Genomic DNA, 25139 nt, shown 5'->3' with positions numbered 1-25139 from the left:
GGCCGGGACCGCCGCGGCCCACCCCGCGCCCCGGCAAGCCGGCGCCGACGATCGCGGTGCCCGCCACCAGCGACCCGCACCGGTTCGGCAGGGTCGACCCCGACGGCACGGTATGGCTGATCACCGGTTCGGGTGAACGCGTCATCGGCTCGTGGCAGGCGGGCGACACCGAAGCGGCATTCGCGCATTTCGGCAGGCGCTTCGACGATCTGCACACCGAAGTCGCTCTCATGGAGAGCAGGCTCGAGTCCGGTACCGGCGACGCCCGCAAGATCAAGGCGGCGGCGGCCGCGCTGGCCGAGACGCTGGCCGACGCCCACGTGCTGGGCGATGTCGACGCCGTCGCCGCGAGGCTGGCCGCCATCGTCGAACATGCCGACGAAACCGCACAGGCCGAAAGGGCCAAGCGCGAGGAGCATCGTGCCGCCCAGATCGCACGCAAGGAAGCGTTGGCGACGGAGGCCGAGGAGCTGGCGGCCAACTCCACCCAATGGAAGGTCGCCGGCGACCGCTTGCGCGAGATTCTCGACGAGTGGCGCACGATCACCGGTCTCGACCGCAAAACCGACGACGCGCTGTGGAAGCGCTATTCCGCGGCCCGTGAGGCGTTCAACCGCAGGCGGGGCTCGCATTTCGCCGACCTCGACCGCGAACGTGCCGGCGCCCGGCAGGCCAAGGAAGCGCTCTGCGAACGCGCCGAGGCGTTGGCCGACTCCACAGACTGGGGTCCGACGGCTGCGGCGTTCCGCGACCTGCTGACCGAGTGGAAAGCCGCAGGGCGGGCGGCCAAGGACGTCGACGACGCGTTGTGGCAACGGCTCAAAGCCGCCCAGGACAAGTTCTTCTCGGCGCGTAACGCCGCCAACGCCGAGCGCGACACCGAGTTCCGCGCCAACGCCGAGGCGAAGGAAAAGCTGCTCGCCGAAGCCGAGAAGATCGACACCAGCGACCTCGACGCGGCGAGGGCTGCGCTGCGGGTTATCGGCGACAAGTGGGACGCCATCGGCAAGGTGCCGCGCGAGCGGGGCGCCGACCTCGAACGCCGACTGCGCGCGATCGAGAAGAAGGTGCGCGACGCTCCCACCAGCGGTGTGGATCCCGAAGCGAAGGCGCGCGCCGATCAATTCCGTGCTCGCGCAGAACAGTACGAGCGTCAGGCCGAGAAGGCTGCGGCTGCCGGGCGGGAGAAGGATGCCGCCGAGGCGCGGGCCAACGCCGAGCAGTGGCGGCAGTGGGCCGACGCCGCGGCCGAAGCCCTGGGCAAGCGCTAGGGCACTCCAGCCCGCGTCACCGCCTGTTGCGGTATCACCCGCCGGAACAGAATTGGTTGTGCTGCAACACAGTTGGATTCGAAGGTGGCCAGTACGAAACGTCGGAACGACGGCCGCAGGATCAGGTGCGGCAGGAATGTCCGGAAGTTCGGCCAGCTCGCGTGATTGATGATGCCGTAGTCGTCGCGTTCGCCGGGTAGCGGCTCGAAGACGGTCGAGTCGGGCAACGCGGTCTTGGCGACGAACCATCCCGCCGTGTCCTCCCACACGCGCAGGAGCCGGCGCGGATCATCCGCGTAGAAGAAGTTGAACAGGAACACCGACGACCTGTCGTGGTCGACATCGGCGATTCGCCGGACGTTGTGAGCGGCGAGCTCGTAGGTCCTGGCCGCCACCGAATCCAGCCGATCCTGCAACCGACGGTAAGAGTCACCGCCCTTCAGTGTCACCGCTGTTTCAGGGTCGACGGTCTCGATGAGTACCACCACGTCGAATCGCGCAGGCGTGATCGCACGCGCACGAAGAAGGTCATGGCCCATCCCGGGCGCGACCAGTCGCGCGTCGAACAGGAGCGCCTGCGTCACGCCGTGCACCTGCTCGAGCTGGGCGATGTCCCCGGACAGCGCGGACAGTAGCGCGGCCTTGCGTCGGCTGTTCGGCAAGAACGGCAGCCGACGGTCCACGGTCGCCGCCAGCATCAGGTATCCGTGGTCGGTCGGTGGCACCAGCCGGGCCGGCATCGTTTCCGAGCGAACAGGCATTTCGAGTCCCTTCGTCAGTTATTCAACGCTGATGAATTGAGATTAGATCAGGGTCGCCTACAATTCAACTGTGATGAATAAAGGGCCCGTGCGTCGCGGTCCCGGGCGCCGCGCAGGCGGCCCAGACACCAGAGCGCAGATCCTCAACGCCGCCCGGGCACGCTTCGTCGAGATCGGATACCGCGCGGCAACGATGCGCATGATCGCCGCCGACGCGGGCGTGGACCCCGCCCTGATCAGTTACTTCTTCGGGTCCAAGCAAGAACTTTTCGGTGAGGCGTTCGCACTTCGGGCCAACCCGGTGACTGTCATCGAAGAGCAGATCGCCGGGCCAGTCACCGATCTGGCGCGTCGGCTGTTGACCGCTCTGGTGCGGACGTGGGACGACCCCGAGAACCGCGCGACTCTGGTGGCCATCGCGCACGCCGGCGGCGGCGGGGAAAGCCCGGCACTCACAAGGGGTTTCGTCGAAGCGGCACTCGATGCGCCGGTCGTGGCGCGGTTGACCGAGGAAGGCATGCCCACCGCCGAGGCGCAACGGTGCTCCGCCGTCCTCATCACGCAATTGGTCGGCGTGATCTATGCGCGTTACGTGCTGGAGGTGGCGTCAGTCGCCGCACTGTCGACAGAAGAGTTCATCGACGCATACTCGCCCGCGGTGTCCGCCGCGCTGGAGGGCGACCTGCCTCGACGCGACTGACGCCCGTCCAGGCCAGCTGGCGCCACTCGGCGTGTCAGTCCTTGGGGTCGTCGTCGAGGCCGTCGAGCAGACCTTTGCGCTGTTGTTCGGCGACATAGCGGCGGCGCTCCTCCTCGGCGGCGAGGTGAACGGCCGTGCGCACCCACACCGCGCGCGCCCAGTGGTAGGTCACCACGATGACCGCCAGCCAGGCGACGATCAGCCCGATTCCGGGACCGGGATAGCCGCCGGGGGCGGTCTGGCGGGACCACACCGCCAACAGGCCGACTAGCGACGCCACCGTCGACCCCGCCAGGGCGATCCATGCCAGCGCCCACCGGCGCGTCAGCAGCGCCAGCATGGAGAATCCGACGCCGAACACCAGCGCCAGCCAGATGAACACCCGCGACGGCAGGGTGATCCCTTCGCGGACCGCCACATCGCTGCTGATGAGCACATCGAGTCCCTTGGCGCCGCCGGTGTGCGGCAGGACGAACGACAGCAGCAGCACGAACACACCGATGGCGATGACCAACGCCCTTGCGCCGGGATCGATTTCACGCGCCACACGGCGCTCGGCCGCCTCGATGTCGCCCTTGAAACTGTCGAACTCGCCGTTGTCTGGCTTGCTCACCGGCTGCACCCGGTCGACATCTGCGGCTCGGTCGGGGCTCCGATACCGGGCATTCCGAGGCCGACGCCGGTGCGGGGGCCCACACCGGCAGCGTGCGCGTCACCCGCCCTGGTGCGCCGATGGGCGGCGATGGCGGAGTCGGCGATGAGGTGATGCGGCGCGGCGCCGGTGATCGTCGTCGTGACGACGTCTCCGGGCCGAATCGGCAGACCGTCGGGGTGGAAGTGCACCAGGCGCCCGTCGCGGGCCCGCCCTGACATTCGCGCGGTGGCGGCGTCCTTGCGCCCCTCTCCCGTGGCAACCAGCAGCTCGACGGTGCTCCCGATCAACGCGGTGTTCTCCTCGAGTGAGATCCGCTCCTGCAGGTCGATCAACCGCTGATACCGCTCGGCCACAACATGTTTGGGTACCTGTTCGTCGAGTTCGGCCGCCGGCGTGCCGGGCCGCTTGGAGTATTGGAAGGTGAACGCGCTGGCGAACCGTGCCCGCTCGACGACGTCGAGCGTGGCCTGGAAGTCCTCCTCGGTCTCGCCGGGGAAGCCGACGATGAGGTCGGTGGTGATCGCGGCGTGCGGGATGGCGGCGCGCACCCGGTCGATGATGCCGAGGTAGCGCTCGGCGCGATACGAGCGGCGCATCGCCTTCAGTATTCGGTCGGAACCCGACTGCAGCGGCATGTGCAGTGTGGGGCAGACATTCGGTGTCTCGGCCATCGCCTCGATCACGTCGTCGGTGAACTCGGCGGGGTGCGGCGACGTGAACCGCACCCGTTCCAGTCCATCGATACGTCCGCAGGCGCGCAGGAGTTTGGCGAAGGCTCCCCTGTCGCGCGGCTGATCGGGGTCGGCGAAGGAGACGCCGTAGGCGTTGACGTTCTGGCCGAGCAGGGTGATCTCCAGGACTCCCTGGTCGACGAGCGAGGTCACCTCGGCGAGCACGTCGCCGGGCCTGCGGTCGACCTCCTTGCCGCGCAACGCGGGGACGATGCAGAACGTGCAGGTGTTGTTGCAGCCGACGGACACCGACACCCATGCGGCATAGGCGGACTCGCGCACCGCGGGCAACGCGGAGGGAAACTCCTCAAGCGCCTCGACGATTTCGACCTGGGCCACCCTGTTGTGGCGCGCGCGGTCAAGCAACGCGGGCAGCGATCCGATGTTGTGGGTGCCGAACACGACGTCGACCCACGGCGCCCGCTTGAGCACCGCGTCGCGGTCCTTCTGAGCCAGGCAGCCGCCCACGGCGATCTGCATATCGGGGTCGGCGTTCTTGCGCGGCGCGAGATGGCTGAGGTTGCCGTACAACTTGTTGTCGGCGTTTTCGCGCACCGCACAGGTGTTGAACACGACGATGTCGGCGTCAGAACCGTCGGCCGCCTTGCGATACCCGGCCGCCTCCAGCAACCCCGCCAGCCGCTCGGAGTCGTGGACGTTCATCTGGCAGCCGTAGGTGCGGACCTGATACGTGCGCGCTGACGAGCGTTCACGTGTGCCGGTGAGCGCGGCCGTCTGGCGAACGGCACTGTCGGCCATCGCCTGTTGCGTCACCGTAGAAGTCACGCGCCCCATGGTACGGACTGGTCAGCATGGCGATCTGAGCGGATTGACGAGTTCTGAGCACGCCCGGCCTTACCTGGGTAAGGTCTGCACCCATGGAAGCCAGCGGGCCGGAGGTGAAAGAGGTCGATCCGGGCCCGAGCGGCGTGCCGATGGTCTCGATGGCGGCCGTCAACAAGCACTTCGGCAGCCTCCATGTGCTCAAGGACATCAACCTCACCGTGGACCGCGGACAGGTGATCGTCGTGCTGGGACCGTCGGGCTCTGGAAAGTCGACGTTGTGTCGCACGATCAACCGGCTCGAGACCATCGACTCCGGAACCATCGCGATCGACGGCGAAGTGCTGCCCGCGGAGGGCAAGAAGCTGGCGCAGCTGCGTTCCGACGTGGGCATGGTATTCCAGTCCTTCAACCTGTTCGCGCACAAGACAATCCTCGATAACGTCACGCTGGCGCCGATGAAGGTGCGCAGGGCGTCCAAGGCTAAGGCGCGCGAGGCCGCCATGGCGCTGCTGGAGCGCGTCGGAGTGGCCAATCAGGCCGACAAGTACCCGGCGCAGCTGTCGGGCGGTCAACAGCAGCGGGTCGCGATCGCGCGGTCGCTGGCGATGAACCCGAAGGTCATGCTGTTCGACGAGCCGACCAGCGCGCTGGATCCCGAAATGATCAACGAAGTCCTCAACGTCATGACCACCCTGGCCAAAGAAGGGATGACGATGATCGTCGTGACCCACGAGATGGGTTTCGCACGGGGCGCGGCCAACCGTGTCGTGTTCATGGCCGACGGGGCGATCGTCGAAGCGGCCGAGCCGATGGAGTTCTTCACCAACCCGAAGTCCGACCGCGCCAAAGACTTTCTCGGCAAGATCCTCAAGCACTGACTCGAAAGGAACGACGAATGCCATCCATTTCGAAGCGAATCCTGGGGGCGATCGCGCTCGCCGTCACCATCCCCCTCTCTCTGAGCGCCTGCGGCGGTGGCGATTCCGGCGGCAGCGCCGCATCGGGCGACAAGGAGAAGATCGCCATCGGGATCAAGTTCGATCAGCCGGGTCTGGGTCTGAAGAACCCGGACGGCACCTACAGCGGATTCGACGTCGACGTAGCGACGTTCGTCGCCGAGCAGCTGGGTTACACGCCCGACAAGATCGAGTGGAAGGAAGCGGTCTCAGCCCAGCGCGAGAACCTCATCGACAACAACCAGGTCGACTACATCGTCGCCACCTACTCGATCACCGACGAGCGTAAGAAGCGCGTCGACTTCGCGGGTCCCTACCTCGTCACCGGGCAGAGCCTGCTGGTGCAGGCGAACAACACCGACATCACCGGCAAGGATTCGCTCGCCGGCAAGATCCTCTGCTCCGTGAAGGGCTCGACCCCGGCGCAGAAGATCAAGGACGAGTTCCCCACGGTGCAGCTGCAGGAATATCCGAACTACTCGGCGTGCGTTGAGGCGCTCAAGACGGGCAAGGTAGCGGCAGTGACCACCGACGAGGTCATCCTCGCCGGTTACGCCGCGCAATCCCCCGGCGCGTTCAAGCTGGTAGGCGGCACGTTCTCCGAGGAGAACTACGGCATAGGCCTCAAGAAGGGCGACACCGAACTGCTGAACAAGATCAACGACGCGCTGAAGAAGATGGAGGCCGACGGAGCCTGGGCGGCGGCCTTCGAAAAGAACCTCGGCCCAGCCGGTGTCGAGACGCCGGCGCCGCCGGCCATCGCCGCCACCAACTGACCGGCGGTCTGCCAGCGGAGCGAGTATGGAGGTCTTCAGAGCCGACGCGTTCTTGAACGCGTTCTGGGTCACCATCCAGTTGACGTTGTTCTCGGCGCTGTGGGCGCTGGTCATCGGCACGGCGTTGGCGGCGATGCGGTTGTCGCCGGTGCCGGTGCTGCGCTGGATCGGCACCACTTATGTCAACATCGTGCGCAACACGCCGTTGACGCTGATCATCCTGTTCACCTCGCTGGGCCTCTACACATCGCTCGGTCTGGATCTGGCCAATCCAGATTCGCCGACATTCCTGGTGGACAACAACTTCCGGCTGGCGGTGCTCGGCCTGTCCGTGTACACGGCATCGTTCGTGTGCGAGACGCTGCGGTCGGGGATCAACACGATCCCGTTGGGACAGGCCGAGGCCGCCCGGTCGCTGGGATTCACGTTCAGTCAGAACCTGAGGGTGGTCCTGCTGCCCCAGGCCTTTCGGGCGACGATCATTCCGTTGGGGTCAGTGCTCATCGCGCTGACCAAGAACACGACGATCGCCTCGGTGATCGGCGTCGCGGAAGCGTCGCTGCTGATGTCGGAGTGGGTGGAGAATTCGTCGGCACTGCTACTCATCGGCAGCCTGTTCGCCGCCGGCTTCGTGGTGCTGACCCTGCCGATGGGTCTGTTGTTCGGATGGCTGGGTAAGCGATTGGCGGTGGCCAGGTGAGTGGATCGTCCGTCCTCTTCGACGCGCCCGGTCCGCGTGCGAGAGTCCGCAATCACATCGCGACTGCCGTCACCGTACTCGTCGTCATCCTCGTGCTCGTCTTCGTCGGTCTTGAACTCTGGGCCAAAGAACAACTGCAGTGGGCGAAGTGGGAACCGTTCATCACGCCCAACGTCTGGGAGAACTACATCCTTCCGGGTATCGAGGGCACGTTGAAGGCCGCTGGGCTGTCGATCGTGCTGGCGGGAATCCTCGGCGTCGCACTCGGAGTCGGACGTCTGTCCCCGCACAAGTGGATCAGTTCGCCATGCGCGGTGTTTGTCGAGTTCTTCCGGGCAGTGCCCGTGCTGATCATGATGATCTTCGCGTACTTCTTCTACTCGAGGTACGACGTTTTCGCCTCCGAGTACTCGACCCTGGCCGGTGTCGTGACCGGCTTGACGCTGTACAACGGTGCTGTCATCGCGGAGATCGTCCGCGCGGGTGTCAACGCGCTGCCCCGCGGACAGTCGGAGGCCGCGTCCTCACTCGGCATGCGGTGGGGTCAAACCATGCGGTCGATCCTGTTGCCACAAGCGATTACGTCGATGCTGCCGGTGCTGATATCGCAGTTGGTCGTCGTACTCAAGGACACCGCGTTGGGTGTGGCCATCACCTACCCCGAACTGGTGTCGCAGGGCACGAACATCGGCGCGGCGTTCACGAATCTCTTGCCGGCACTCGTCGTCATCGCAGTACTGATGATCATCGTCAACTTCGCGCTGTCGTCGTTCGCGACATGGCTGGAGGCGAGGCTGCGCCGATCACGCCGCGGCACGAAGCCGCTCGACCCGGAAACGATCGAGCAGGAGGGTGCGCCCGGCGCGACGGTGAAGGTGGCAGAACCCGGCCCCGGCTAGATCAATTCCGCGCAACGCTCCAGCTGTGCCGTCGACGGCGGTTGGTAAAACGAAAGCACCGCATGGTCGCAGCCGCGGCCTGCCAGCTCCGGCAGACGCGCCAACTGCTCCTCGAGGTGGCCGCGCTTGGCGGGTAGGACGAACAGTTGAATTGAGCGGCGGATCGCGGCGGGATCGCGGCCGACCTCGGCGCACGCCTCGTCGAGTAGGGCGCTGGTCTCCGCCCACGTCGCCACGTCACCATGGCTGGGAACGTTCCACTCGTCCGCGTGACGGGCGATGACGCGCAACATCTTCGGCTTCTCGCCGCCGACGACGATCGGCGGGTGCGGCTGCTGCAGCGGTTTCGGACTGGCCAGCGCGTCGGTCAGCTGATAGTGGCGGCCCTCGAAGGTGACCGAGTCCTCGGTCCACAGTCGGCGAATGATGGTCAGTGCCTCATCGAGCATCTCCACGCGCACGCCCGCACTGGGGAACTCGATCCCGTATCCGCGGTGTTCTTCTTCATGCCAGCCGGCGCCGAGACCGAAATCCAGTCTGCCGCCGCTGATGTGGTCAACCGTCACCGCCATCTTGGCCAGGATGGCCGGGTTGCGGTAGGTCACACCGGAGACCATGCAGCCGATGCGGGCCCGCGACACCACACCCGCCATGGCGGCCAGCGACGTCCACCCCTCGTACGTGGGATCCGAGAGATCCGACAGCCCGTAGAAGTGGTCGTAGTTGGCGACCGAATGGAAGCCCAGCTCGTCGGCCCGCGACCAAAACTCCTGGAGCACGGGATAGTCGAACGTCGGGGCGATCTTCGCCGATAACAGCATGTGCGCAACGTACCCGGCGCGGCACACCGCCTTCGACGTCTACACCCGCCGTCGCTCCCGCTCGCTGGCCAACTCGACACTGACCACGTCGAACGCCATCGTCTGGGGGTAACCACGGCGGGCCAGCATCCCGACCAGCCGGCGTGTCAGCTTGGTGTCGTCATCGTCGCCGAACTTTTCGCGACGCAGCTTGTCACGGACCAACTGCTCGGCGCGCTGACGTTCCGCACCCGCGTCGATGTCGGCCAGCGCAGCGGTGATCACCTCGTTGCGCACGCCCTTGTTGCGTAACTCGGCGGCCAAGGCGCGCTTGCCTTTTCCGGCGTTCACGCGTCGCGAGCGGACCCACTGCTCGGCGAAGTCCACGTCATCGACCAACCCGACTCGGGCCAGCCGGTCCAGCACCGTGGCGCTGACGTCGTCGGGGTAGCCCCGCTTGGCCAGCTGTCCCTCTAGCTCGGCGCGCGTGCGTGCCCTCGCGGTGAGCAGGCGCAGACACAGTGCTCGCGCCTGCTCCTCGCGAGAGGCCTCAGAAGTCGACTGGGGCGGGTAGGACGTCATCGATCGAGCCATCGGACAAGTCCGCGGTCACGTCGGCACCGATACCGAGCTTTTCCTTGATCTTCTTCTCGATCTCGTTGGCCACGTCGGGGTTCTCCAGCAGGAAGTTACGCGCGTTTTCCTTGCCCTGGCCGAGCTGCTCACCCTCGTAGGTGAACCAGGAACCGGACTTGCGGACGAAGCCATGCTCGACACCCATGTCGATGAGCGAGCCCTCCTTGGAGATGCCCTTGCCGTAGAGGATGTCGAACTCGGCCTGCTTGAACGGCGGCGACACCTTGTTCTTGACGACCTTCACCCGGGTGCGGTTGCCGACCGCGTCGGTACCGTCCTTGAGGGTTTCGATCCGCCTGACGTCCAACCGGACCGAAGCGTAGAACTTCAACGCCTTTCCACCCGTTGTCGTTTCGGGCGAACCGAACATCACGCCGATCTTTTCGCGGAGCTGGTTGATGAAGATCGCGGTGGTACCCGAGTTGCTCAGGGCGCCGGTGATCTTGCGCAGTGCCTGGCTCATCAGCCGGGCCTGTAGGCCGACGTGGCTGTCCCCCATCTCGCCTTCGATTTCGGCCCGCGGCACCAGCGCCGCCACCGAGTCGATGACCAGGATGTCCAGCGCGCCGGAGCGGATCAGCATGTCGGCGATCTCCAGCGCCTGCTCGCCGGTGTCCGGCTGAGAGACCAGCAGTGAATCGGTGTCCACGCCCAGCTTCTTGGCGTAGTCGGGATCCAGCGCGTGCTCGGCGTCGATGAACGCCGCGATGCCGCCTGCAGCCTGCGCGTTGGCGACCGCGTGCAACGCGACGGTGGTCTTGCCCGAGGATTCCGGGCCGTAGATCTCGATGACCCGCCCGCGCGGCAGCCCGCCGATGCCGAGCGCCACATCCAGGGCGATCGAGCCGGTGGGGATGACGGAAATCGGCTGACGGACCTCATCGCCGAGCCGCATCACCGAGCCTTTACCGTGGTTCTTCTCAATCTGTGCGAGCGCCAGTTCGAGGGCTTTCTCGCGGTCAGGGGCCTGCGCCATGGGGTTGGTCTCCATCCTCGTCCGTGATCGGTTTTCGATCGGTTGGCCGTGACGCTAGAGGTCCGTACCGACAAGTCGGCGTGACCAGCATCCCGCGCTGTCACCACAGTAGACGAACACCTGTTCGATTCAAGCTGACACGCCGAGTTCTGATCAGTTGTGCCGAGTCGAGGATTCTGCATCTTCCTCGCCGGAAGACGCACGCGCGCCTATGGTGGGGTCATCCCGGCTGAAACGGGGCAATCTTGCACGAAATGGCGATCACCCAGAGCGTCGTCGAGGCGGTGTGCGAGCACGCTGCGGGCCGTCGAGTGCACAGCGTCAAACTCGAGGTCGGTGCGCTGTGCGCCGTCGTCCCCGACGCGATGATGTTCTGCTTCGAACTCGCCACCGAGGGCACCGCCGCCGAAGGCGCCAGCCTCGAGGTCGAATTGCGTTCAGGCGAGGCACGATGCCGTACCTGCGACACCGGTTTCGCACTGAACGACTTGATCTTGTTGTGCCCCTGCGGAAGTGCCGATGTCGACGTGGTCGCCGGCCGAGACCTGAAGATCCTGTCGATGGAAGTGAGTTGAGCATGTGCGCAACCTGTGGGTGCGGCGACGACGGAGCGACCATCACGGCGATGAGCGCTCGCGCGAAGAGCAGACAGACAGAGCCGGGACACAACCATCCCCATGACCACCCCCACGATCACGATCACGACCACCCGCACACCGAGACCATCACGCTGGAGCAGAAGGTGCTCGCGAAGAACGACGTGCTGGCCGAACACAACCGACAGTGGCTGGCCGACCGCAGGATCCTGGCGTTCAACATCACCAGTTCACCGGGCGCCGGGAAGACCACCCTGCTCGAGCGCACCATCCGCCAGCTGGGCTCGCGGCATCAGGTTTCGGTGATCGAAGGTGATCAGGAGACGCTGCTGGACGCCGATCGCATCACCGCCGCCGGGGCCCGCGCGGTACAGGTCAACACCGGCGCGGGTTGTCATCTCGACGCTGAGATGATCGACCGTGCGCTTCACACCCTGGAGCCCGACAGCGGTTCGGTGCTGTTCATCGAGAACGTCGGAAACCTGGTCTGCCCGGCGCTCTTCGATCTCGGTGAGCACAGCAAGATCGTGGTCATCTCGGTGACCGAAGGAACCGATAAACCGCTGAAGTATCCGCACATGTTCGCCGCGGCGGGACTGGTCCTCATAAACAAGATCGACCTGCTGCCGTACGTCGAATTCGATCTCGATCTTTGTGCGCAGCATGCGCGTTCGGTCAATCCGGACGTCCGGATCCTACCCCTCTCCGCTACCAAAGGAGACGGAATGGACGCCTGGTTCCAGTGGATTGACGCGCGCGCAAATGAACTGCGTATGCCCGTCGCTTAGATGTGATTGACAACACACTTTCGCGGGAGTAGACCGAGAACTAGCGACGCGCAAGTGGGCCGAAGGGCGACTCCTGCGCCGCAGGGACCCCAGCCCGGTCCCGGAAAGCCGCAAGCATGCTAAGTGAAGCTGCCAAAAAAGCGGAAGACACATTGATCCATGTTCTGTGGATCAACGCCGGCCTCAGTTGTGACGGCGATTCCGTGGCATTGACAGGCGCCACCCAACCAAGCATCGAGGAGATCGCGCTCGGAGCACTTCCCGGTTTACCCCAAATCGCAGTGCACTGGCCGTTGATCGACTTCGAGTGCGGACCGACGGGTGGCGCGGACGATTTCCTCGAATGGTTCTTCAAGGCCGACCGCGGCGAGTTGGAACCATTCGTACTGGTTGTCGAGGGGTCGATCCCCAACGAGGACCTGCATCAGGAGGGGTATTGGTGCGGGTTCGGCAATGACCCGGCAACCGACCAGCCGATCACCACCAGTGAGTGGCTCGACCGACTAGCGCCCAAGGCGACCGCGATCGTGGCCGTCGGTACGTGCGCGACGTACGGCGGCATTCACGCGATGGCAGGCAACCCGACCGGCGCGATGGGTGTGCCGGACTACCTCGGCTGGGACTGGAAGAGCAAGGCGGGCATACCCATCGTGTGCGTGCCGGGCTGTCCGATTCAGGGTGACAACCTCTCCGAGACGCTGACCTACCTGCTGTACATGGCCACCGGACAGGCGCCGATGATCCCGCTCGACGACGCGCTGCGACCCCAGTGGCTGTTCGGCAACACGGTGCACGAGGGGTGCGACCGCGCTGGCTATTACGAGCAAGGCGATTTCGCAACCGAATACGGCTCGCCGAAATGCATTGTGAAACTTGGCTGTTGGGGACCGGTCGTCAAGTGCAACGTGCCCAAGCGCGGTTGGATCAACGGCGTCGGCGGCTGCCCGAACGTCGGCGGCATATGCATCGGATGCACGATGCCGGGCTTCCCAGACAAGTTCATGCCCTTCATGGACGAGCCCCCTGGCGGAAAGCTCTCGACCACCGCGTCCGGCCTGTACGGCTCGGTCATTCGCAATCTGCGCCACGTCACCGGAAAGACCGTCGACAAAGAACCGAAGTGGCGGCACCGGGGCAAGGAACTGACCACAGGAGCGAAGCGCACCTGGTAGGTGCGCAACGCAGGAAAGGCAAAACTCAATGACAACCACAGTTCCCGGCCCCCAGCACACCAAGAAGGACCCGAGCACGCTCGTCGACATGTCGTGGGATCCGATCACCCGAATCGTCGGCAGCCTCGGCATCTACACCAAGATCGACTTCGAGAATCGCGAGGTCGCCGAGTGCCACAGCACGTCCTCGATCTTCCGCGGCTACTCGATCTTCATGAAAGGCAAGGATCCCCGCGACGCGCACTTCATCACGAGCCGCATCTGCGGCATCTGCGGCGACAACCACGCCACCTGTTCGTGCTACACGCAGAACATGGCGTACGGCGTCAAACCGCCCAACCTCGGCGAGTGGATCGTCAACCTCGGCGAAGCCGCGGAATACATGTTCGACCACAACATCTTCCAAGAGAACCTGGTAGGCGTCGACTACTGCGAGAAGATGGTCTCCGAAACCAACCCAGGCGTGTTGGCCAAGGCCGAGAACACGTTGGCGCCCAACTCCGACGCGCACGGTTACCGCACGATCGCCGACATCATGCGGGCGCTGAACCCGTTCACGGGCGAGTTCTACCGCGAGGCCCTCGTCGTCAGCCGCTGGACGAGAGAGATGTTCTGCCTCATGGAGGGCAAGCACGTCCACCCCTCCACGCTGTATCCCGGCGGCGTGGGCACGGTGGCCACCATTCAGCTGATGACCGACTACATGACCCGGTTGATGCGCTACGTCGAGTTCATGAAGAAGGTCGTGCCGATGCACGACGATCTGTTCGACTTCTTCTACGAAGCGCTTCCCGGCTACGAGCAGGTCGGCTTGCGGCGCACCCTGCTCGGATGCTGGGGCTCGTTCCAGGATCCGGAGGTCTGCAACTTCGCGTACAAGGACATGGAGCGCTGGGGTAACGCGATGTTCGTCACTCCGGGTGTCGTGGTCGACGGAAAGCTGGTCACCCACTCGCTGGTGGACATCAATCTCGGCATCCGAATCCTTTTGGGCAGTTCGTATTACGACGACTGGACGGATCAGGAGATGTTCGTCCGCAACGATCCGCTGGGCAATCCGGTCGATCGCAGGCACCCGTGGAATCAGCACACCAACCCACGGCCCCAGAAGCGCGACATGGACGACAAGTACAGCTGGGTCATGTCGCCGCGCTGGTTCGACGGCAAGGATCATCTCGCACTCGACACCGGTGGCGGTCCGCTGGCCCGGTTGTGGAGTACCGCGCTGGCCGGGCTCGTCGACATCGGCTACGTGAAGTCGACCGGCGCCAGCGTGCAGATCAATCTGCCCAAAACGGCACTCAAGGGCCCCGTTTCGCTGGAGTGGAAGATCCCCGAACACGGGAGCAACACCCTGGAACGCAACCGGGCGCGGACCTACTTCCAGGCCTACGCGGCCGCGTGCGCGCTGCACTTCGCCGAGCAGGCGCTGATCGAGATCAGGGCGGGCCGAACGAAGACGTGGGAGAAGTTCACGGTGCCGGACGAGGCCATCGGCTGCGGTTTCACCGAGGCGGTGCGTGGTGTGCTCAGCCACCACATGGTGATTCGGGACGGCAAGATCGCGAATTACCACCCTTATCCCCCGACGCCGTGGAACGCCAACCCACGCGACAGCTACGGCACCCCTGGACCGTATGAAGACGCCGTTCAGGGTCAGCCGATCTTCGAAGAGAACGATCGGGAGAACTTCAAGGGCATCGACATCATGCGTACGGTGCGCAGCTTCGATCCGTGTCTGCCGTGCGGGGTGCACATGTATCTCGGTGAGGGCAAGACGCTCGAGAAGCTGCATTCACCGACCCAGTCCGTTACTGGGGAGTGATATATGGCCTCGACTGGACAACAGAGCCCGGAGGCACTCGACGACGAAACGCGATGGCGTTCAGCAGGTGATCGGATTCAGACCCTGCTGGACGCCAGTGCGGGCAGCGGAACGATCGTGCGGGAGCGGACCGAACAGCTCGCCGCCGAGCTGACGGACCTCTACGGCGCCGCGCTCCAGCGGATCGTCGCCATGACTTCCGAGTCGGCGCCGGAGCTGGTCGAGCGGTTCGCCGCCGACGAACTCGTCGCCAGTCTCATGCTCGTGCACGGACTCCACCCCCACGGCGTCGAGCGCAGGATCGAGGATGCCCTGGACAGTGTTCGACCGTATCTGGGTTCGCACGGCGGCGACGTCGCGCTGCTCGGTGTGGTCGACGGCCAAGACGGGCCGGTGGTTCGCCTGCAGTTCGCGGGCAGCTGCAAAAGCTGCCCGTCATCGGCGGTCACCCTCGAGTTCGCCGTCGAGGACGCCGTACGTGCCGCTGCCCCCGAGATCGCCTCGATCGAAGTCGTGGCTGCGTCCGAGAGCCCGTCGGGCCTGATCTCGGTGGATTCGTTGATGAGCCGCGTCCACCCCAAGGACACGGTGGACAGCGCAGGCGCCGCCTGGCGCCCACTTCCCGAGATCGCGGATCTCGATCCCGGCGAGGTCGGCGGCTTCCTGGTCGCCGGCGTGCCGATCCTGGCCTGCCGAATCGGCGACGACCTGTTCGCGTACCACGACCGGTGCGGTCGTTGTGAGGACTCGATGGCCGGCGCTGCGCTGCACCGTCCGATGGGCGCACCCATCGGACAGGCGGTCCTCCGCTGTCCGCGCTGTCACGCACATTTCGATGTGGTGCACGCTGGCGCGGGCTTGGATGACACTGCCGAACCGTCCGCTCGAACGCATCTCGATCCGATTCCCCTGCTCCGTCGCGATGGCGTCCTGTCGGTCGCGGTGCTCGCTGAGGCCACCGGGGTGACGTGATGGCCGATGCGAGCGCTTTCGACGTGCTGACGCGAATCCGGGCCAACAAGCCCTCCACGCAGCCGGCCGGTGAACGATGCGAGATGTGCGCCGAACCGATCGCCGACGAGCACCAGCACGTCGTCAATGTTTCAGCGCGCCAACTGATGTGCACGTGCCGCGGCTGCTATCTGTTGTTCACCGACCCACACGCCAAACTCCGGTACCGGGCGGTGCCCGATCGATATCTCAGCTTCGCCGATTTCTCGTTGGACCGTCGGGCATGGGAAGCGCTCCAGATTCCCGTCGGCTTGGCGTTCTTCTTCCACAACTCCGACATGGGCAAGACCGTGGCCTTCTACCCGGGCCCGGCCGGAGCCACCGAGTCGGAACTGGACCTCGACGCCTGGAGCGAGATCAGCGGCGCCGACAGCCGGCTGCCACATTCTCCCGTCGCTTCGCTCGCCCTGGGCTTGCTCGCCGACGATGTCGAAGCGCTGTTGGTGCGGGTGCCCGATCGAGACCACGTGGATCCGGAACTCAACGCCCCAGCAGAGTGCTATCTGGTCCCCATCGACGCATGCTATGAATTCGTCGGCAGACTGCGAATGTTGTGGCGGGGCTTCGACGGTGGCCACGAGGTCCGGGAGTTCGTCGACGAGTTCTTCGAGCGGGTCAAGGCGCGCAGCAAGGTGGCGTCCGTGTGAGCAATTTGACGTTCACCGTCGTGGACGTGGTCGCAGAACAGTTCTCGGTCACGCCACGACTGACCGCGCGCATCGGCATCACGGCAGGCGACACCGAGCCGATCCAGGCGATCGCTTTGCGATGCCAGATCCGCATCGAACCGCTGCGCCGGCCCTACTCCGACGAAGAAGCCGCTGGCCTGATCGATCTGTTCGGCCCGCGCGAGCGGTGGGTCAACACTCAACGCACGTTCCTCTGGCAACACAGCACCGCGATGGTTCAAGGCTTCACCGGCGTCACCGAGGTGTCCTTGCCGCTGGAGTGCACCTACGATTTCGAGGTCGCGGCGTCGAAATACCTGCACGCATTGCGCGACGGCGCCATCCCCCTGCTGTTCCTGTTCAGCGGAACGGTGTTCGTGCCGGGCGAACGTGGCTTCTCGGTTCGTCAGGTGTCCTGGGAATGCGAAGCCCAACACGAGATGCCGGTCGCGGTGTGGAACGACCTCGTGCGGATCCACTATCCCAACGCGGGGTGGGTGCGACTCGGGCACGACACCGTATCCGCACTGGCCGCTTACAAGTCGGCCCGTGGGATGCTCGACTTCGAGGACGCCGTCACCACCTTGCTCGCCGAAGCCCCGCAATTGACCCCACCGACCCCTGCGCCCGAGGAGGTCCGGTGAAACCCACCTGGGATCGCGCACGTGCCATCGCCGATGCGGTGCTCTATGAGGGGTACCTGCTCTATCCGTACCGAGCGACGTCGTCAAAGAACCAATCCCGCTGGCAGTTCGGCGTGGTGGGACCCCCGGGCGCGGCGGAGGCGGGCATCGGCGAGGACGCCTGCATGTCGGCGCAATTCCTGGTCGACGGTGACAGCGAGTTGACCCTCGTCGTGCGTTTCCTGCAGCTGCAGCACCGCCGCGCCGAACGCGATATCGGCGGCGGAACATTCGAACCGGTCGACGAATTGACCAGTGGCTTGCAAACCTGGGTCACCTGGGACGAGGCGGTGGAGCGCGAACTGTCGTTCGGCCCCTTCGATCTCACCGGCCTCGTGCGGCCGCGCACCCTGGCCATCGAGGTCGCCGAGGGCAGTGAGGCCGAGAACGTGGACGGCGGTCGACTGGTCCGCACCAGATCCGCCATCCGGGCCGATCTGACCGTCGCCGTCGAGCGCGAGGCCACCGACCTCTACCGGGTCAGCGTGACGGTGCACAACGCAGGCGCGGCCGCAGGAGACAAGGCCTTGGACAAGGAACAAGCCATCGCCACATCAATGATCGGTACCCATATCATTGCCGAAGTGGTTGGCGGAGAGTTCATCTCACTGCTCGAACCGCCGGACTCCGCGGCGGACGCGGTTTCGCGCCTGGTCCAGCACCGCTGCTTTCCGGTGCTCGCCGGGCGGCCTGGGGAACGTGACCTGCTGCTGATTTCGCCGATCATTCTCTACGACCACCCGGAGATCGCCGAGCAGAGCGAGGGGGCGCTGTACGACTCGACCGAGATCGACGAAATCCTCACCCTTCGCGTGATGACGATGACCGATGAGGAGAAGGCGCAAGCACGCGCCACCGACCCACTGGCCGCGGCGATCATCGACAGGTGCGATTCGATGTCGCCGGAGGCCCTGCAGCAATTGCACGGCATCCTGCGCAATCCGCACGCGCAAGAACCCGGGCTCCCGCCGGGACTCGATGCACTGGACGAGCAGATGAGGTCGGCCGGGCTGATCCCGGAGATCCCGGAAGGCGTCGATTGGTGGGATCCGGTAGCCGACACCGCCGTCCGCCCCGACGTGGATGCCGTACTGGTGAACGGCGTGCGGGTGTCCGCGGGCAGCAGAGTCCGCCTGCGGCCGTGTCGCCGCGCCGATGCGCAGGACATCTTCTTCGCGGGCAAGAGCGCCCGCGTCACTTCCGTCCACGAGGACGTCGACGGCCAGCAGTACGTCGGCGTCATCGTGGAGGACGATCCAGACGTCGAGATGCCCGACTCATACGGCCGATACCTGTACTTCACGCCGGACGAGGTCGAACCGATCGACGCAAGAATAGTCAGTCCAGATAGGAGTTCATGATGGATGTAATTGGTTGGTTGGCAACCGGTGTCGTGGCCGTCGTCGTTGTCGGCGGGGTGGTGATCGGACTCCGCTCCATCCCAGACGTGCGACGGTACATGAAGATCCGCAACATGTAGTCAGGAGTTCGTCAACCAGATGACAGCCCGCATCCTGGTCGCCGGAATCGGCAACATCTTCCTCGGAGACGACGGCTTCGGCCCCGAGGTGATGCGTCATGTCGTCGGTCGGGCCCTAGGCGCCGATGTGCACCCGGTGGATTATGGAATCAGGGGTATGCACCTCGCCTATGACCTCCTCGAGGAGTGGCACGCGCTCGTCCTCGTCGATGCACTGCCCGATCGCGGAACACCCGGGACACTCCACATATTCGAGGCTGACCACGAAACCCTGTCTTCCACAGCCGGTCTCGAAGCGCACAGCATGGACCCGGCGGCCGTTTTCGCCACACTAAGTGCACTGGGCGGGACTGCACCCAAGACGATCGTCATCGGCTGCGAAGTCGAGAACATCGATGAGGGCATGGGTCTGTCGGAGCCGGTCGCCGCGGCGGTGCCGGTGGCCGTCGCGGCCATCAACGACGTGCTGGCCGACCTTGCCGTCCGCTCGCCGGCACCTGCGGAGGGCTGAGACGATGTGTCTCGGGATCCCAGGACAGGTGGTCGGAATGCTGGAGGGCTACGGTGATCAACTGGCCCTGGTCAATGTCGCGGGCGAGAACCGCAAAGTGAACATCGGCATGCTGCCCGAGGAGACATTCGACGCCGGCGACTGGGTGATCATCCACATGGGATTCGTCGTCGAGAAAACCGACAAAGCAGGTGCCGACGCCGCGATGGCAGGCCTCGAGATGATGGGCAGGGGCGGCGAGCCAGGAGAAGCCCCCGAGGCGTTCCCATGACCGGCCGACGCAGGCTCCGTGTCTGCGTACACGGCGTCGTTCAAGGAGTCGGGTTCCGGCCGTTCGTCTACGCGTGCGCGGCCGCGTTCGGCCTGTCCGGATCCGTACGCAATGACAGTTCCGGTGCCGTGATCGAGATAGAGGGTGGCGCCGACCAGATCGACGACTTCCTCGCCCGCCTACGTGACCGACCACCGCCACTGGCCGTGATCGAATCGATCGAGACCGCCGACGTCCCGGTTGTCGGCGGAACCGGCTTCACCATCGCGGATACGTCCCGATCAGCCACGGGCCGCACGCTGGCCTCCCCCGACGTCGCCATGTGTGCCGAATGCGCCGCCGAGCAGAGTGATCCGGCCAACAGGCGCTACCGGCACGCATTCGTCAACTGCACCAACTGCGGCCCGCGATTCACCATCATCGCGTCGCTACCCTACGACCGCGCGTCCACGACCATGGCGCCCTTCATGATGTGCGCCGACTGTGCCGCCGAATACCACGATCCAGCTGATCGGCGATTCCACGCCCAACCCGTGTGCTGTCCGAAATGCGGACCCACGCTGCACTACCGGGCCCGCGACGGCCGTTCGGCCGAATCCGAAGCCGCGCTGTGGCAGGCGCGGCGACTGCTGAGCGACGGCGGCATCGTCGCCGTCAAGGGCATCGGCGGCTACCACCTCGCCTGCGATGCCGCCAACGACCGCGCGGTCAAAGAGTTGCGCATCCGAAAGCGGCGTGGCGACAAACCGTTCGCGGTGATGGTCGCGGACATGATGACCGCACGCACCATCGCCGAGATCGATGACGGATCGGCGCGGCTGCTGGCCGGTGCGCAACGGCCGATCGTGCTGATGCCGCGCCGCGACGATGCCGCGGTCGCCGACGCCGTGGCCCCGCACAATCCGGATCTCGGCGTCATGCTCGCCTACACACCCCTGCATGCGCTGCTGTTCGGCCTCCCCGGTGACGAACCGGGCCCCGTCGCACTCGTGATGACCTCGGGCAACCTCGGCGGAGAGCCGATCTGCCATGCGGACGACGATGCGCTGGAACGACTTTCGCAGCTGGCCGATGCGTGGCTGATGCACGACCGCGAGATCCTGGTTCCGTGCGACGACTCCGTCGTCCGGGTCGTCGACCAAGCCGAATTGCCGATCAGGCGCTCCCGAGGATACGCACCGCTGCCCGTCGCGCTGCCGGTTGCGCTGCCGCCCACCCTCGCGGTCGGCGCCGCCCTCAAGAACACACTGGCAGTGGCAGACGGGAAGTACGCGTGGCTCAGCCAGCACATCGGCGATATGGACGACCTGTCGACGTTGGCGGCCTTCGACTCGGCACGGGGCCACCTGCAGGCACTCACCGGTGTCGAACCGGAAGTGCTGGTCGCCGACGCCCATCCGCTGTACCGGTCCGCCGCATGGGCGCACCGAAACTCTCGGGGTCGTCCGGTGCGGACGGTCCAGCACCACCACGCTCATATCGCCTCGGTCATGGCCGAACACGGCCTGGACGGGTCGCGGCCGGTACTCGGATTCGCCTTCGATGGAACCGGCTACGGGCCCGACAATGCCGTGTGGGGCGGCGAGGTGCTCCTTGCCGATTACAAGGGTTACCGGCGGCTTTCACACCTGCGGTATGTGCCGTTGCCCGGAGGGGACGTCAGCGTGCTGCGGCCGTACCGGATGGCTCTGGCGCACCTGCGGGCGGCGGGAATGGCCTGGGACGAGGACCTCGCGCCCGTACGGGCATGCCCGACGGATGAGCGGCGCGTACTGGCGCACCAGCTAGAGACCGGCCTGGGTTGCGCTCCGACGTCCAGTATGGGACGGCTCTTCGACACCGTCGCGTCATTGGCCGACGTGCGGCAGGTTGTCGCCTACGAGGCGCAGGCGGCCATCGAGCTCGAGGGGATGTCCCGCGACGCGGCCTGTGGCACAGCTACTTACGAATTCTTCATCGACCTCACCCAATCACCTGCGTTGATCGATCCGACACCTGTCATCGAGGCGGTCGTCGACGACATCCGATCCGGAGTGACCGCAGGTGTGGTCGGCGTACGGTTCCACCGAGCGGTAGCGGATTTGATCGTGCGCCTGGCCACCACTGTGGTGACCGATACCCCCACTGTCGCGCTGTCGGGCGGCGTGTTCCAAAACGCATCGCTGCTACGCCTTGCCCTGTGCGGACTGCGGGACAAAGGATTCGACGTGATCACTCACCGTTTCGTGCCGCCGAACGACGGCGGGATCGCACTGGGCCAACTGTTGGTGGGGAATTCCTCATGAGGAAGGGAGGCCGCTGATGTGCTTGGCGGTTCCGGGAAAAATTGTCAGCATCGACGACCGTGACGGCACTTTGATGTCCGTCGTCGATTTCGGCGGGATCAAGAAGGATGTCTGCCTGGAGTACATCCCCGACGCGGAAGTGGGCCAATACGTCGTCGTCCATGTCGGTTTCGCGCTTCAACGCCTCGACGAGGAATCAGCGATGCGGACACTCGCCGAATTCGAGCACCTCGGGGTGCTCAAGGAGGAGTTCACCGATGGTTTCGAACTGGCCGCCCAACAGGCCGGCCTCGACAACCCCAACTCGACCAACGGAAATACTGAGGTAAAGCCATGAAGTACCTGGATGAGTTCAGCGACCCCCAGCTCGCCCGCCGCCTCGTCGACGAGATCAAGGCGGCTACCAGTCAGCGTTGGTCGATCATGGAAGTGTGTGGCGGACAGACACATTCGATCATCCGACACGGCATCGACCAACTGCTGCCGGACACCATCGAGATGATCCACGGCCCCGGATGCCCGGTCTGCGTGACTCCGTTGGAGATCATCGACAAGGCGCTGGAGATCGCGTCACGTCCCGATGTGATCTTCTGTTCGTTCGGCGACATGCTGCGCGTGCCCGGCAGCGAAAAGGACCTGTTCCAGGTCAAGAGCCGCGGAGGCGACGTACGGGTGGTCTACTCACCGCTGGACGCGCTGAAGATCGCGAAGGAGAACCCCGCAAAACAGGTGGTGTTCTTCGGAATCGGCTTCGAGACCACGGCGCCGGCCAACGCGATGACGGTCTATCAAGCCAAGCGGCTCGGCATCGAGAACTTCTCACTACTGGTATCCCACGTTCTCGTGCCCCCGGCGATCTCGGCGATCATGGAGTCGCCGACCTGCCGGGTGCAGGCGTTCCTGGCAGCCGGTCATGTCTGCACGGTGATGGGAACAGAGGAGTATCCGCCGTTGTGCGACAAGTACAACATTCCGATCGTCGTCACAGGGTTCGAGCCGCTGGACATCCTCGAGGGAATTCGGCGCACAGTGCTACAGCTGGAATCGGGTCGCCACGAGCTGGAGAACGCCTACCCGCGTGCCGTTCAATCCGACGGAAATTCCGCGGCCAAAGCCATGCTCCTCGACGTCTTCGAGGTGACCGACAGGGCATGGCGCGGCATCGGCATGATCCCCAGTAGCGGTTGGCGGCTCTCGTCTGCGTACCGCGACTACGACGCGGAGCACCGGTTCTCCGTCACCGATATTCACACCGAGGAATCACCGGTATGCCGGTCGGGCGAAGTGCTTCAGGGCCTGATCAAGCCGCACGAGTGTGAGGCGTTCGGCACGCTGTGCACTCCGCGTAATCCCCTCGGGGCCACGATGGTCTCGTCGGAGGGGGCGTGTGCCGCCTACTACCTGTACCGGCGGCTGGAGGTGGCGAGTGCCTGATACGCCTGCGGATACCGGCGCCAAGATCGACATGGAATCGTGGGTTTGTCCCGCCCCCCTGCGGAACTCGCCCAACATCGTGATGGGACACGGTGGCGGTGGGGCGATGTCGGCCGAACTCATCGAGCACCTGTTCCTGCCGGCGTTCGGCCCCGCGGCCGATGCGGCAATGGGCGATTCCGCGGTGCTGGAGGTCGGCAATGTGCGGCTGGCATTCTCGACGGACTCTTTCGTCGTCAAACCGCTGACCTTCCCGGGCGGCACGATCGGTGATCTCGCAGTGAACGGCACGGTCAACGATCTGGCGATGGCTGGAGCACGGCCGATGGTGCTCTCCACTGCGTTCATTCTCGAAGAGGGCACTTCCCTGGATGAGCTCGCACATGTCGCCCAGGCGGTGGGAACCGCGGCGTTGGCGGCAGGCGTCAAGTTGGTCACCGGCGATACCAAAGTGGTCGATGCCGGACACGGGGACGGCGTTTACATCAACACGGCGGGCATCGGTCTGATCGACGAGCGAGCGGACATCCGGCCGCAGCGCGCCACGGAGGGTGACGTCGTGATCGTCAGCGGCGACATCGGAGTCCACGGTGTCGCGGTGATGAGCTGTCGAGAAGGATTGGAGTTCGGTACCACCGTCGCGAGCGACACCGCCCCACTGCACGGGTTGGTCGCCGCGATGATCGACACGGGCGCCGACATCCACGTGCTGCGCGATCCGACCAGGGGTGGTGTCGCGGCGACGCTGAATGAGATCGCCAAGACGGCCCGCGTCGGAATCTCGCTGGACGAACGGGCATTCCCGATTCCGGCCGAGGTACGCGACGCCTGCGGTCTGCTGGGTCTCGACCCGCTCTACGTGGCCAACGAAGGCAAGCTGCTCGCGTTCGTTCCACCGGCGGACGCCGATCGAGTGCTCGCCGCCATGCACGCACATCCGCTCGGCGGCCATGCCACGGTGATCGGTCGCTGTGTCGCCGAGCACCCCGGGATGGTGTCCGCCAAGACAGCACTGGGCGGCACCCGCGTCGTCGACCTGCCCATCGGCGAACAACTACCGCGGATCTGCTGAATGAGCGGGCACGAGACCTTCGCCTGTTACGCCTTCCCGCCGAACGAACTGGGCTATTGCGGACCCGCTGATGTTGCTCATACCGACTTGGCCTCACATGCGCGCGAATTCGACGGTGCGTGGCCGTATCTGCAGGCCATTGCCGATGCAGCGGGGATCGCCGATCCGCTCGATGACGACGTCGTACGCAGCTATTGGATCGGCGGACCGTTGCTGGACAAGGTCGACCCTGCCGAGTTGTTGTCACGTCTGCGTAGCGCCTTCGCCGGCCAGGTCACCGGGCTGCTGGGCGATCCAGGAGAGCACGCACACGCATTGGCGCACCACAGTTTTCACGTGTTCGTCGTCTACCCGTGGATCCGTTTCCTTGATCGCGATCCGGCGACGCCGGTGCGGGTCATGCAGGATTGCCGGATTCGCTGGGGCACCGTCGACTCCGTCGCGGGCGAGGAAGCCGAGATAGTCTGTCGCCCCCTGTCGTTCGACACCGGCGAACTGGCGCTGGCAGATCCGCGCGTCGAATCGGTGCGCTGGAGCAAGAACGGCGAATCCTTGGGCCCACCGCCGACTCCCGGAGACCTGGTATCGGCGCACTGGGACTGGGTGTGCGGGTCGCTGAGCGACGCTGATGCGGACGCGCTCGCCGTAGCGACACAGGTGACACTCGACCTGGTCAACGCCGCCAGACGGGCCTGA

The 25139-nt window shown here is 65.2% G+C and carries 28 protein-coding genes; 22 read left to right on the top strand and 6 right to left on the bottom strand.

Annotated elements, in window-relative coordinates; all coding sequences use genetic code 11:
• The coding region (locus BST47_RS21250; RefSeq protein WP_234809799.1) for a DUF349 domain-containing protein at positions 1-1271 on the top strand (1271 nt) is incomplete at its 5' end.
• On the opposite strand, the gene BST47_RS21245 is transcribed toward BST47_RS21250, so the two are convergent.
• Complete coding sequence (locus BST47_RS21245; protein WP_083127616.1) at positions 1268-2032, bottom strand: hypothetical protein; 765 nt, start codon at positions 2030-2032, stop codon at positions 1268-1270. The two genes, BST47_RS21250 and BST47_RS21245, sit on opposite strands and share 4 nt — an antisense overlap.
• A gap of 73 nt (positions 2033-2105) precedes the next feature.
• On the opposite strand from BST47_RS21245, the gene BST47_RS21240 reads away from it, so the two are divergent.
• Complete coding sequence (locus tag BST47_RS21240; RefSeq protein WP_083127615.1) at positions 2106-2732, top strand: TetR/AcrR family transcriptional regulator; 627 nt, start codon at positions 2106-2108, stop codon at positions 2730-2732.
• A gap of 34 nt (positions 2733-2766) precedes the next feature.
• Here the strand turns inward: BST47_RS21240 and BST47_RS21235 are convergent, their stop codons facing one another.
• Both BST47_RS21235 and miaB read right to left on the bottom strand, forming a co-directional pair.
• Complete coding sequence (locus BST47_RS21235) at positions 2767-3354, bottom strand: Rv2732c family membrane protein (protein ID WP_083127614.1); 588 nt, start codon at positions 3352-3354, stop codon at positions 2767-2769.
• Positions 3342-4877 carry a tRNA (N6-isopentenyl adenosine(37)-C2)-methylthiotransferase MiaB gene (gene miaB, locus BST47_RS21230; RefSeq protein WP_083127640.1) on the bottom strand — a complete coding sequence of 512 codons (1536 nt, stop codon included), beginning with the start codon at positions 4875-4877 and terminating at the stop codon, positions 3342-3344. The genes BST47_RS21235 and miaB overlap by 13 nt, the downstream gene beginning before the upstream one ends.
• 176 nt (positions 4878-5053) lie before the next feature.
• Between miaB and BST47_RS21225 the strand changes: the two genes are divergently transcribed.
• Genes BST47_RS21225 through BST47_RS21210 form a run of 4 tightly spaced genes read left to right on the top strand, consistent with a single transcriptional unit; the run spans position 5054 to position 8235 of the window.
• Positions 5054-5782: an amino acid ABC transporter ATP-binding protein gene (locus tag BST47_RS21225; RefSeq protein ID WP_165799833.1), complete on the top strand. Its 729-nt coding sequence runs from the start codon at positions 5054-5056 to the stop codon at positions 5780-5782.
• A 17-nt stretch (positions 5783-5799) separates the two neighbouring features.
• On the top strand, positions 5800-6636 hold the full coding sequence (locus BST47_RS21220; RefSeq protein WP_083127612.1) for a glutamate ABC transporter substrate-binding protein: 837 nt from the start codon (positions 5800-5802) through the stop codon (positions 6634-6636).
• Between the two features lie 25 nt (positions 6637-6661).
• Positions 6662-7336 (top strand): amino acid ABC transporter permease, encoded by a 675-nt coding sequence (locus BST47_RS21215; RefSeq protein WP_083127611.1) that lies wholly within the window; start codon positions 6662-6664, stop codon positions 7334-7336.
• Positions 7333-8235 carry an amino acid ABC transporter permease gene (locus tag BST47_RS21210; RefSeq protein ID WP_083127610.1) on the top strand — a complete coding sequence of 301 codons (903 nt, stop codon included), beginning with the start codon at positions 7333-7335 and terminating at the stop codon, positions 8233-8235. Before BST47_RS21215 ends, BST47_RS21210 begins: the two co-directional genes overlap by 4 nt.
• Here BST47_RS21210 and BST47_RS21205 read toward each other — a convergent pair.
• Genes BST47_RS21205 through recA form a run of 3 tightly spaced genes read right to left on the bottom strand, consistent with a single transcriptional unit; the run spans position 8232 to position 10647 of the window.
• A complete protein-coding gene (locus BST47_RS21205; protein ID WP_083127609.1) occupies positions 8232-9056 on the bottom strand; it encodes an LLM class F420-dependent oxidoreductase in 825 nt (274 codons plus the stop codon). The genes BST47_RS21210 and BST47_RS21205 overlap by 4 nt on opposite strands.
• A gap of 39 nt (positions 9057-9095) precedes the next feature.
• On the bottom strand, positions 9096-9617 hold the full coding sequence (gene recX / locus BST47_RS21200) for a recombination regulator RecX (RefSeq protein ID WP_083127608.1): 522 nt from the start codon (positions 9615-9617) through the stop codon (positions 9096-9098).
• Positions 9586-10647 carry a recombinase RecA gene (recA, locus tag BST47_RS21195; protein WP_083127639.1) on the bottom strand — a complete coding sequence of 354 codons (1062 nt, stop codon included), beginning with the start codon at positions 10645-10647 and terminating at the stop codon, positions 9586-9588. The genes recX and recA overlap by 32 nt, the downstream gene beginning before the upstream one ends.
• A gap of 245 nt (positions 10648-10892) precedes the next feature.
• On the opposite strand from recA, the gene BST47_RS21190 reads away from it, so the two are divergent.
• From BST47_RS21190 to BST47_RS21120, 16 genes are all read left to right on the top strand, one after another.
• A complete protein-coding gene (locus tag BST47_RS21190) occupies positions 10893-11222 on the top strand; it encodes a hydrogenase maturation nickel metallochaperone HypA/HybF (protein ID WP_083127607.1) in 330 nt (109 codons plus the stop codon).
• Between the two features lie 2 nt (positions 11223-11224).
• Positions 11225-12031: a hydrogenase nickel incorporation protein HypB gene (gene hypB / locus BST47_RS21185; RefSeq protein ID WP_083127606.1), complete on the top strand. Its 807-nt coding sequence runs from the start codon at positions 11225-11227 to the stop codon at positions 12029-12031.
• Positions 12032-12147: 116 nt separating this feature from the next.
• The gene (locus tag BST47_RS21180) at positions 12148-13203 is read left to right on the top strand and encodes an NADH-quinone oxidoreductase subunit B family protein (RefSeq protein ID WP_083127605.1); all 1056 of its coding nucleotides are present in this window, start codon (positions 12148-12150) and stop codon (positions 13201-13203) included.
• A 28-nt stretch (positions 13204-13231) separates the two neighbouring features.
• Positions 13232-15028, top strand: coding sequence for a nickel-dependent hydrogenase large subunit (locus BST47_RS21175; protein WP_083127604.1), 1797 nt, complete (start codon positions 13232-13234; stop codon positions 15026-15028).
• Between the two features lie 3 nt (positions 15029-15031).
• The gene (locus BST47_RS21170) at positions 15032-16000 is read left to right on the top strand and encodes a NifU family protein (protein ID WP_083127603.1); all 969 of its coding nucleotides are present in this window, start codon (positions 15032-15034) and stop codon (positions 15998-16000) included.
• Positions 16000-16686 carry a DUF5947 family protein gene (locus tag BST47_RS21165; RefSeq protein WP_083127602.1) on the top strand — a complete coding sequence of 229 codons (687 nt, stop codon included), beginning with the start codon at positions 16000-16002 and terminating at the stop codon, positions 16684-16686. The genes BST47_RS21170 and BST47_RS21165 overlap by 1 nt, the downstream gene beginning before the upstream one ends.
• Positions 16683-17351 (top strand): DUF6084 family protein, encoded by a 669-nt coding sequence (locus BST47_RS21160; protein WP_083127601.1) that lies wholly within the window; start codon positions 16683-16685, stop codon positions 17349-17351. The genes BST47_RS21165 and BST47_RS21160 overlap by 4 nt, the downstream gene beginning before the upstream one ends.
• Positions 17348-18751, top strand: a complete 1404-nt coding sequence (locus BST47_RS21155) for a hypothetical protein (protein ID WP_083127600.1) — start codon at positions 17348-17350, stop codon at positions 18749-18751. Before BST47_RS21160 ends, BST47_RS21155 begins: the two co-directional genes overlap by 4 nt.
• Entirely contained in the window at positions 18751-18870 is a 120-nt protein-coding gene (locus tag BST47_RS31675; protein ID WP_372512220.1) for a DUF6893 family small protein, read from the top strand. Before BST47_RS21155 ends, BST47_RS31675 begins: the two co-directional genes overlap by 1 nt.
• 19 nt (positions 18871-18889) lie before the next feature.
• On the top strand, positions 18890-19381 hold the full coding sequence (locus tag BST47_RS21150; RefSeq protein WP_083127599.1) for a hydrogenase maturation protease: 492 nt from the start codon (positions 18890-18892) through the stop codon (positions 19379-19381).
• Between the two features lie 4 nt (positions 19382-19385).
• Positions 19386-19652, top strand: a complete 267-nt coding sequence (locus BST47_RS21145) for a HypC/HybG/HupF family hydrogenase formation chaperone (RefSeq protein WP_083127598.1) — start codon at positions 19386-19388, stop codon at positions 19650-19652.
• The gene (hypF, locus tag BST47_RS21140) at positions 19649-21937 is read left to right on the top strand and encodes a carbamoyltransferase HypF (RefSeq protein ID WP_083127597.1); all 2289 of its coding nucleotides are present in this window, start codon (positions 19649-19651) and stop codon (positions 21935-21937) included. Before BST47_RS21145 ends, hypF begins: the two co-directional genes overlap by 4 nt.
• A 16-nt stretch (positions 21938-21953) precedes the next feature.
• Complete coding sequence (locus BST47_RS21135) at positions 21954-22274, top strand: HypC/HybG/HupF family hydrogenase formation chaperone (RefSeq protein WP_083127596.1); 321 nt, start codon at positions 21954-21956, stop codon at positions 22272-22274.
• Positions 22271-23371 carry a hydrogenase formation protein HypD gene (gene hypD, locus BST47_RS21130; protein WP_083127595.1) on the top strand — a complete coding sequence of 367 codons (1101 nt, stop codon included), beginning with the start codon at positions 22271-22273 and terminating at the stop codon, positions 23369-23371. The genes BST47_RS21135 and hypD overlap by 4 nt, the downstream gene beginning before the upstream one ends.
• 31 nt (positions 23372-23402) lie before the next feature.
• The gene (hypE, locus tag BST47_RS21125) at positions 23403-24443 is read left to right on the top strand and encodes a hydrogenase expression/formation protein HypE (protein ID WP_083127594.1); all 1041 of its coding nucleotides are present in this window, start codon (positions 23403-23405) and stop codon (positions 24441-24443) included.
• The gene (locus BST47_RS21120) at positions 24444-25139 is read left to right on the top strand and encodes a DUF6390 family protein (protein WP_083127593.1); all 696 of its coding nucleotides are present in this window, start codon (positions 24444-24446) and stop codon (positions 25137-25139) included.

This window comes from Mycolicibacterium tusciae (assembly GCF_002086795.1).
GTDB lineage: Bacteria > Actinomycetota > Actinomycetes > Mycobacteriales > Mycobacteriaceae > Mycobacterium > Mycobacterium tusciae.
The sequence above is the reverse complement of the archived record's forward strand: the minus strand, read 5'-3'. Positions and strand labels throughout refer to the sequence as shown.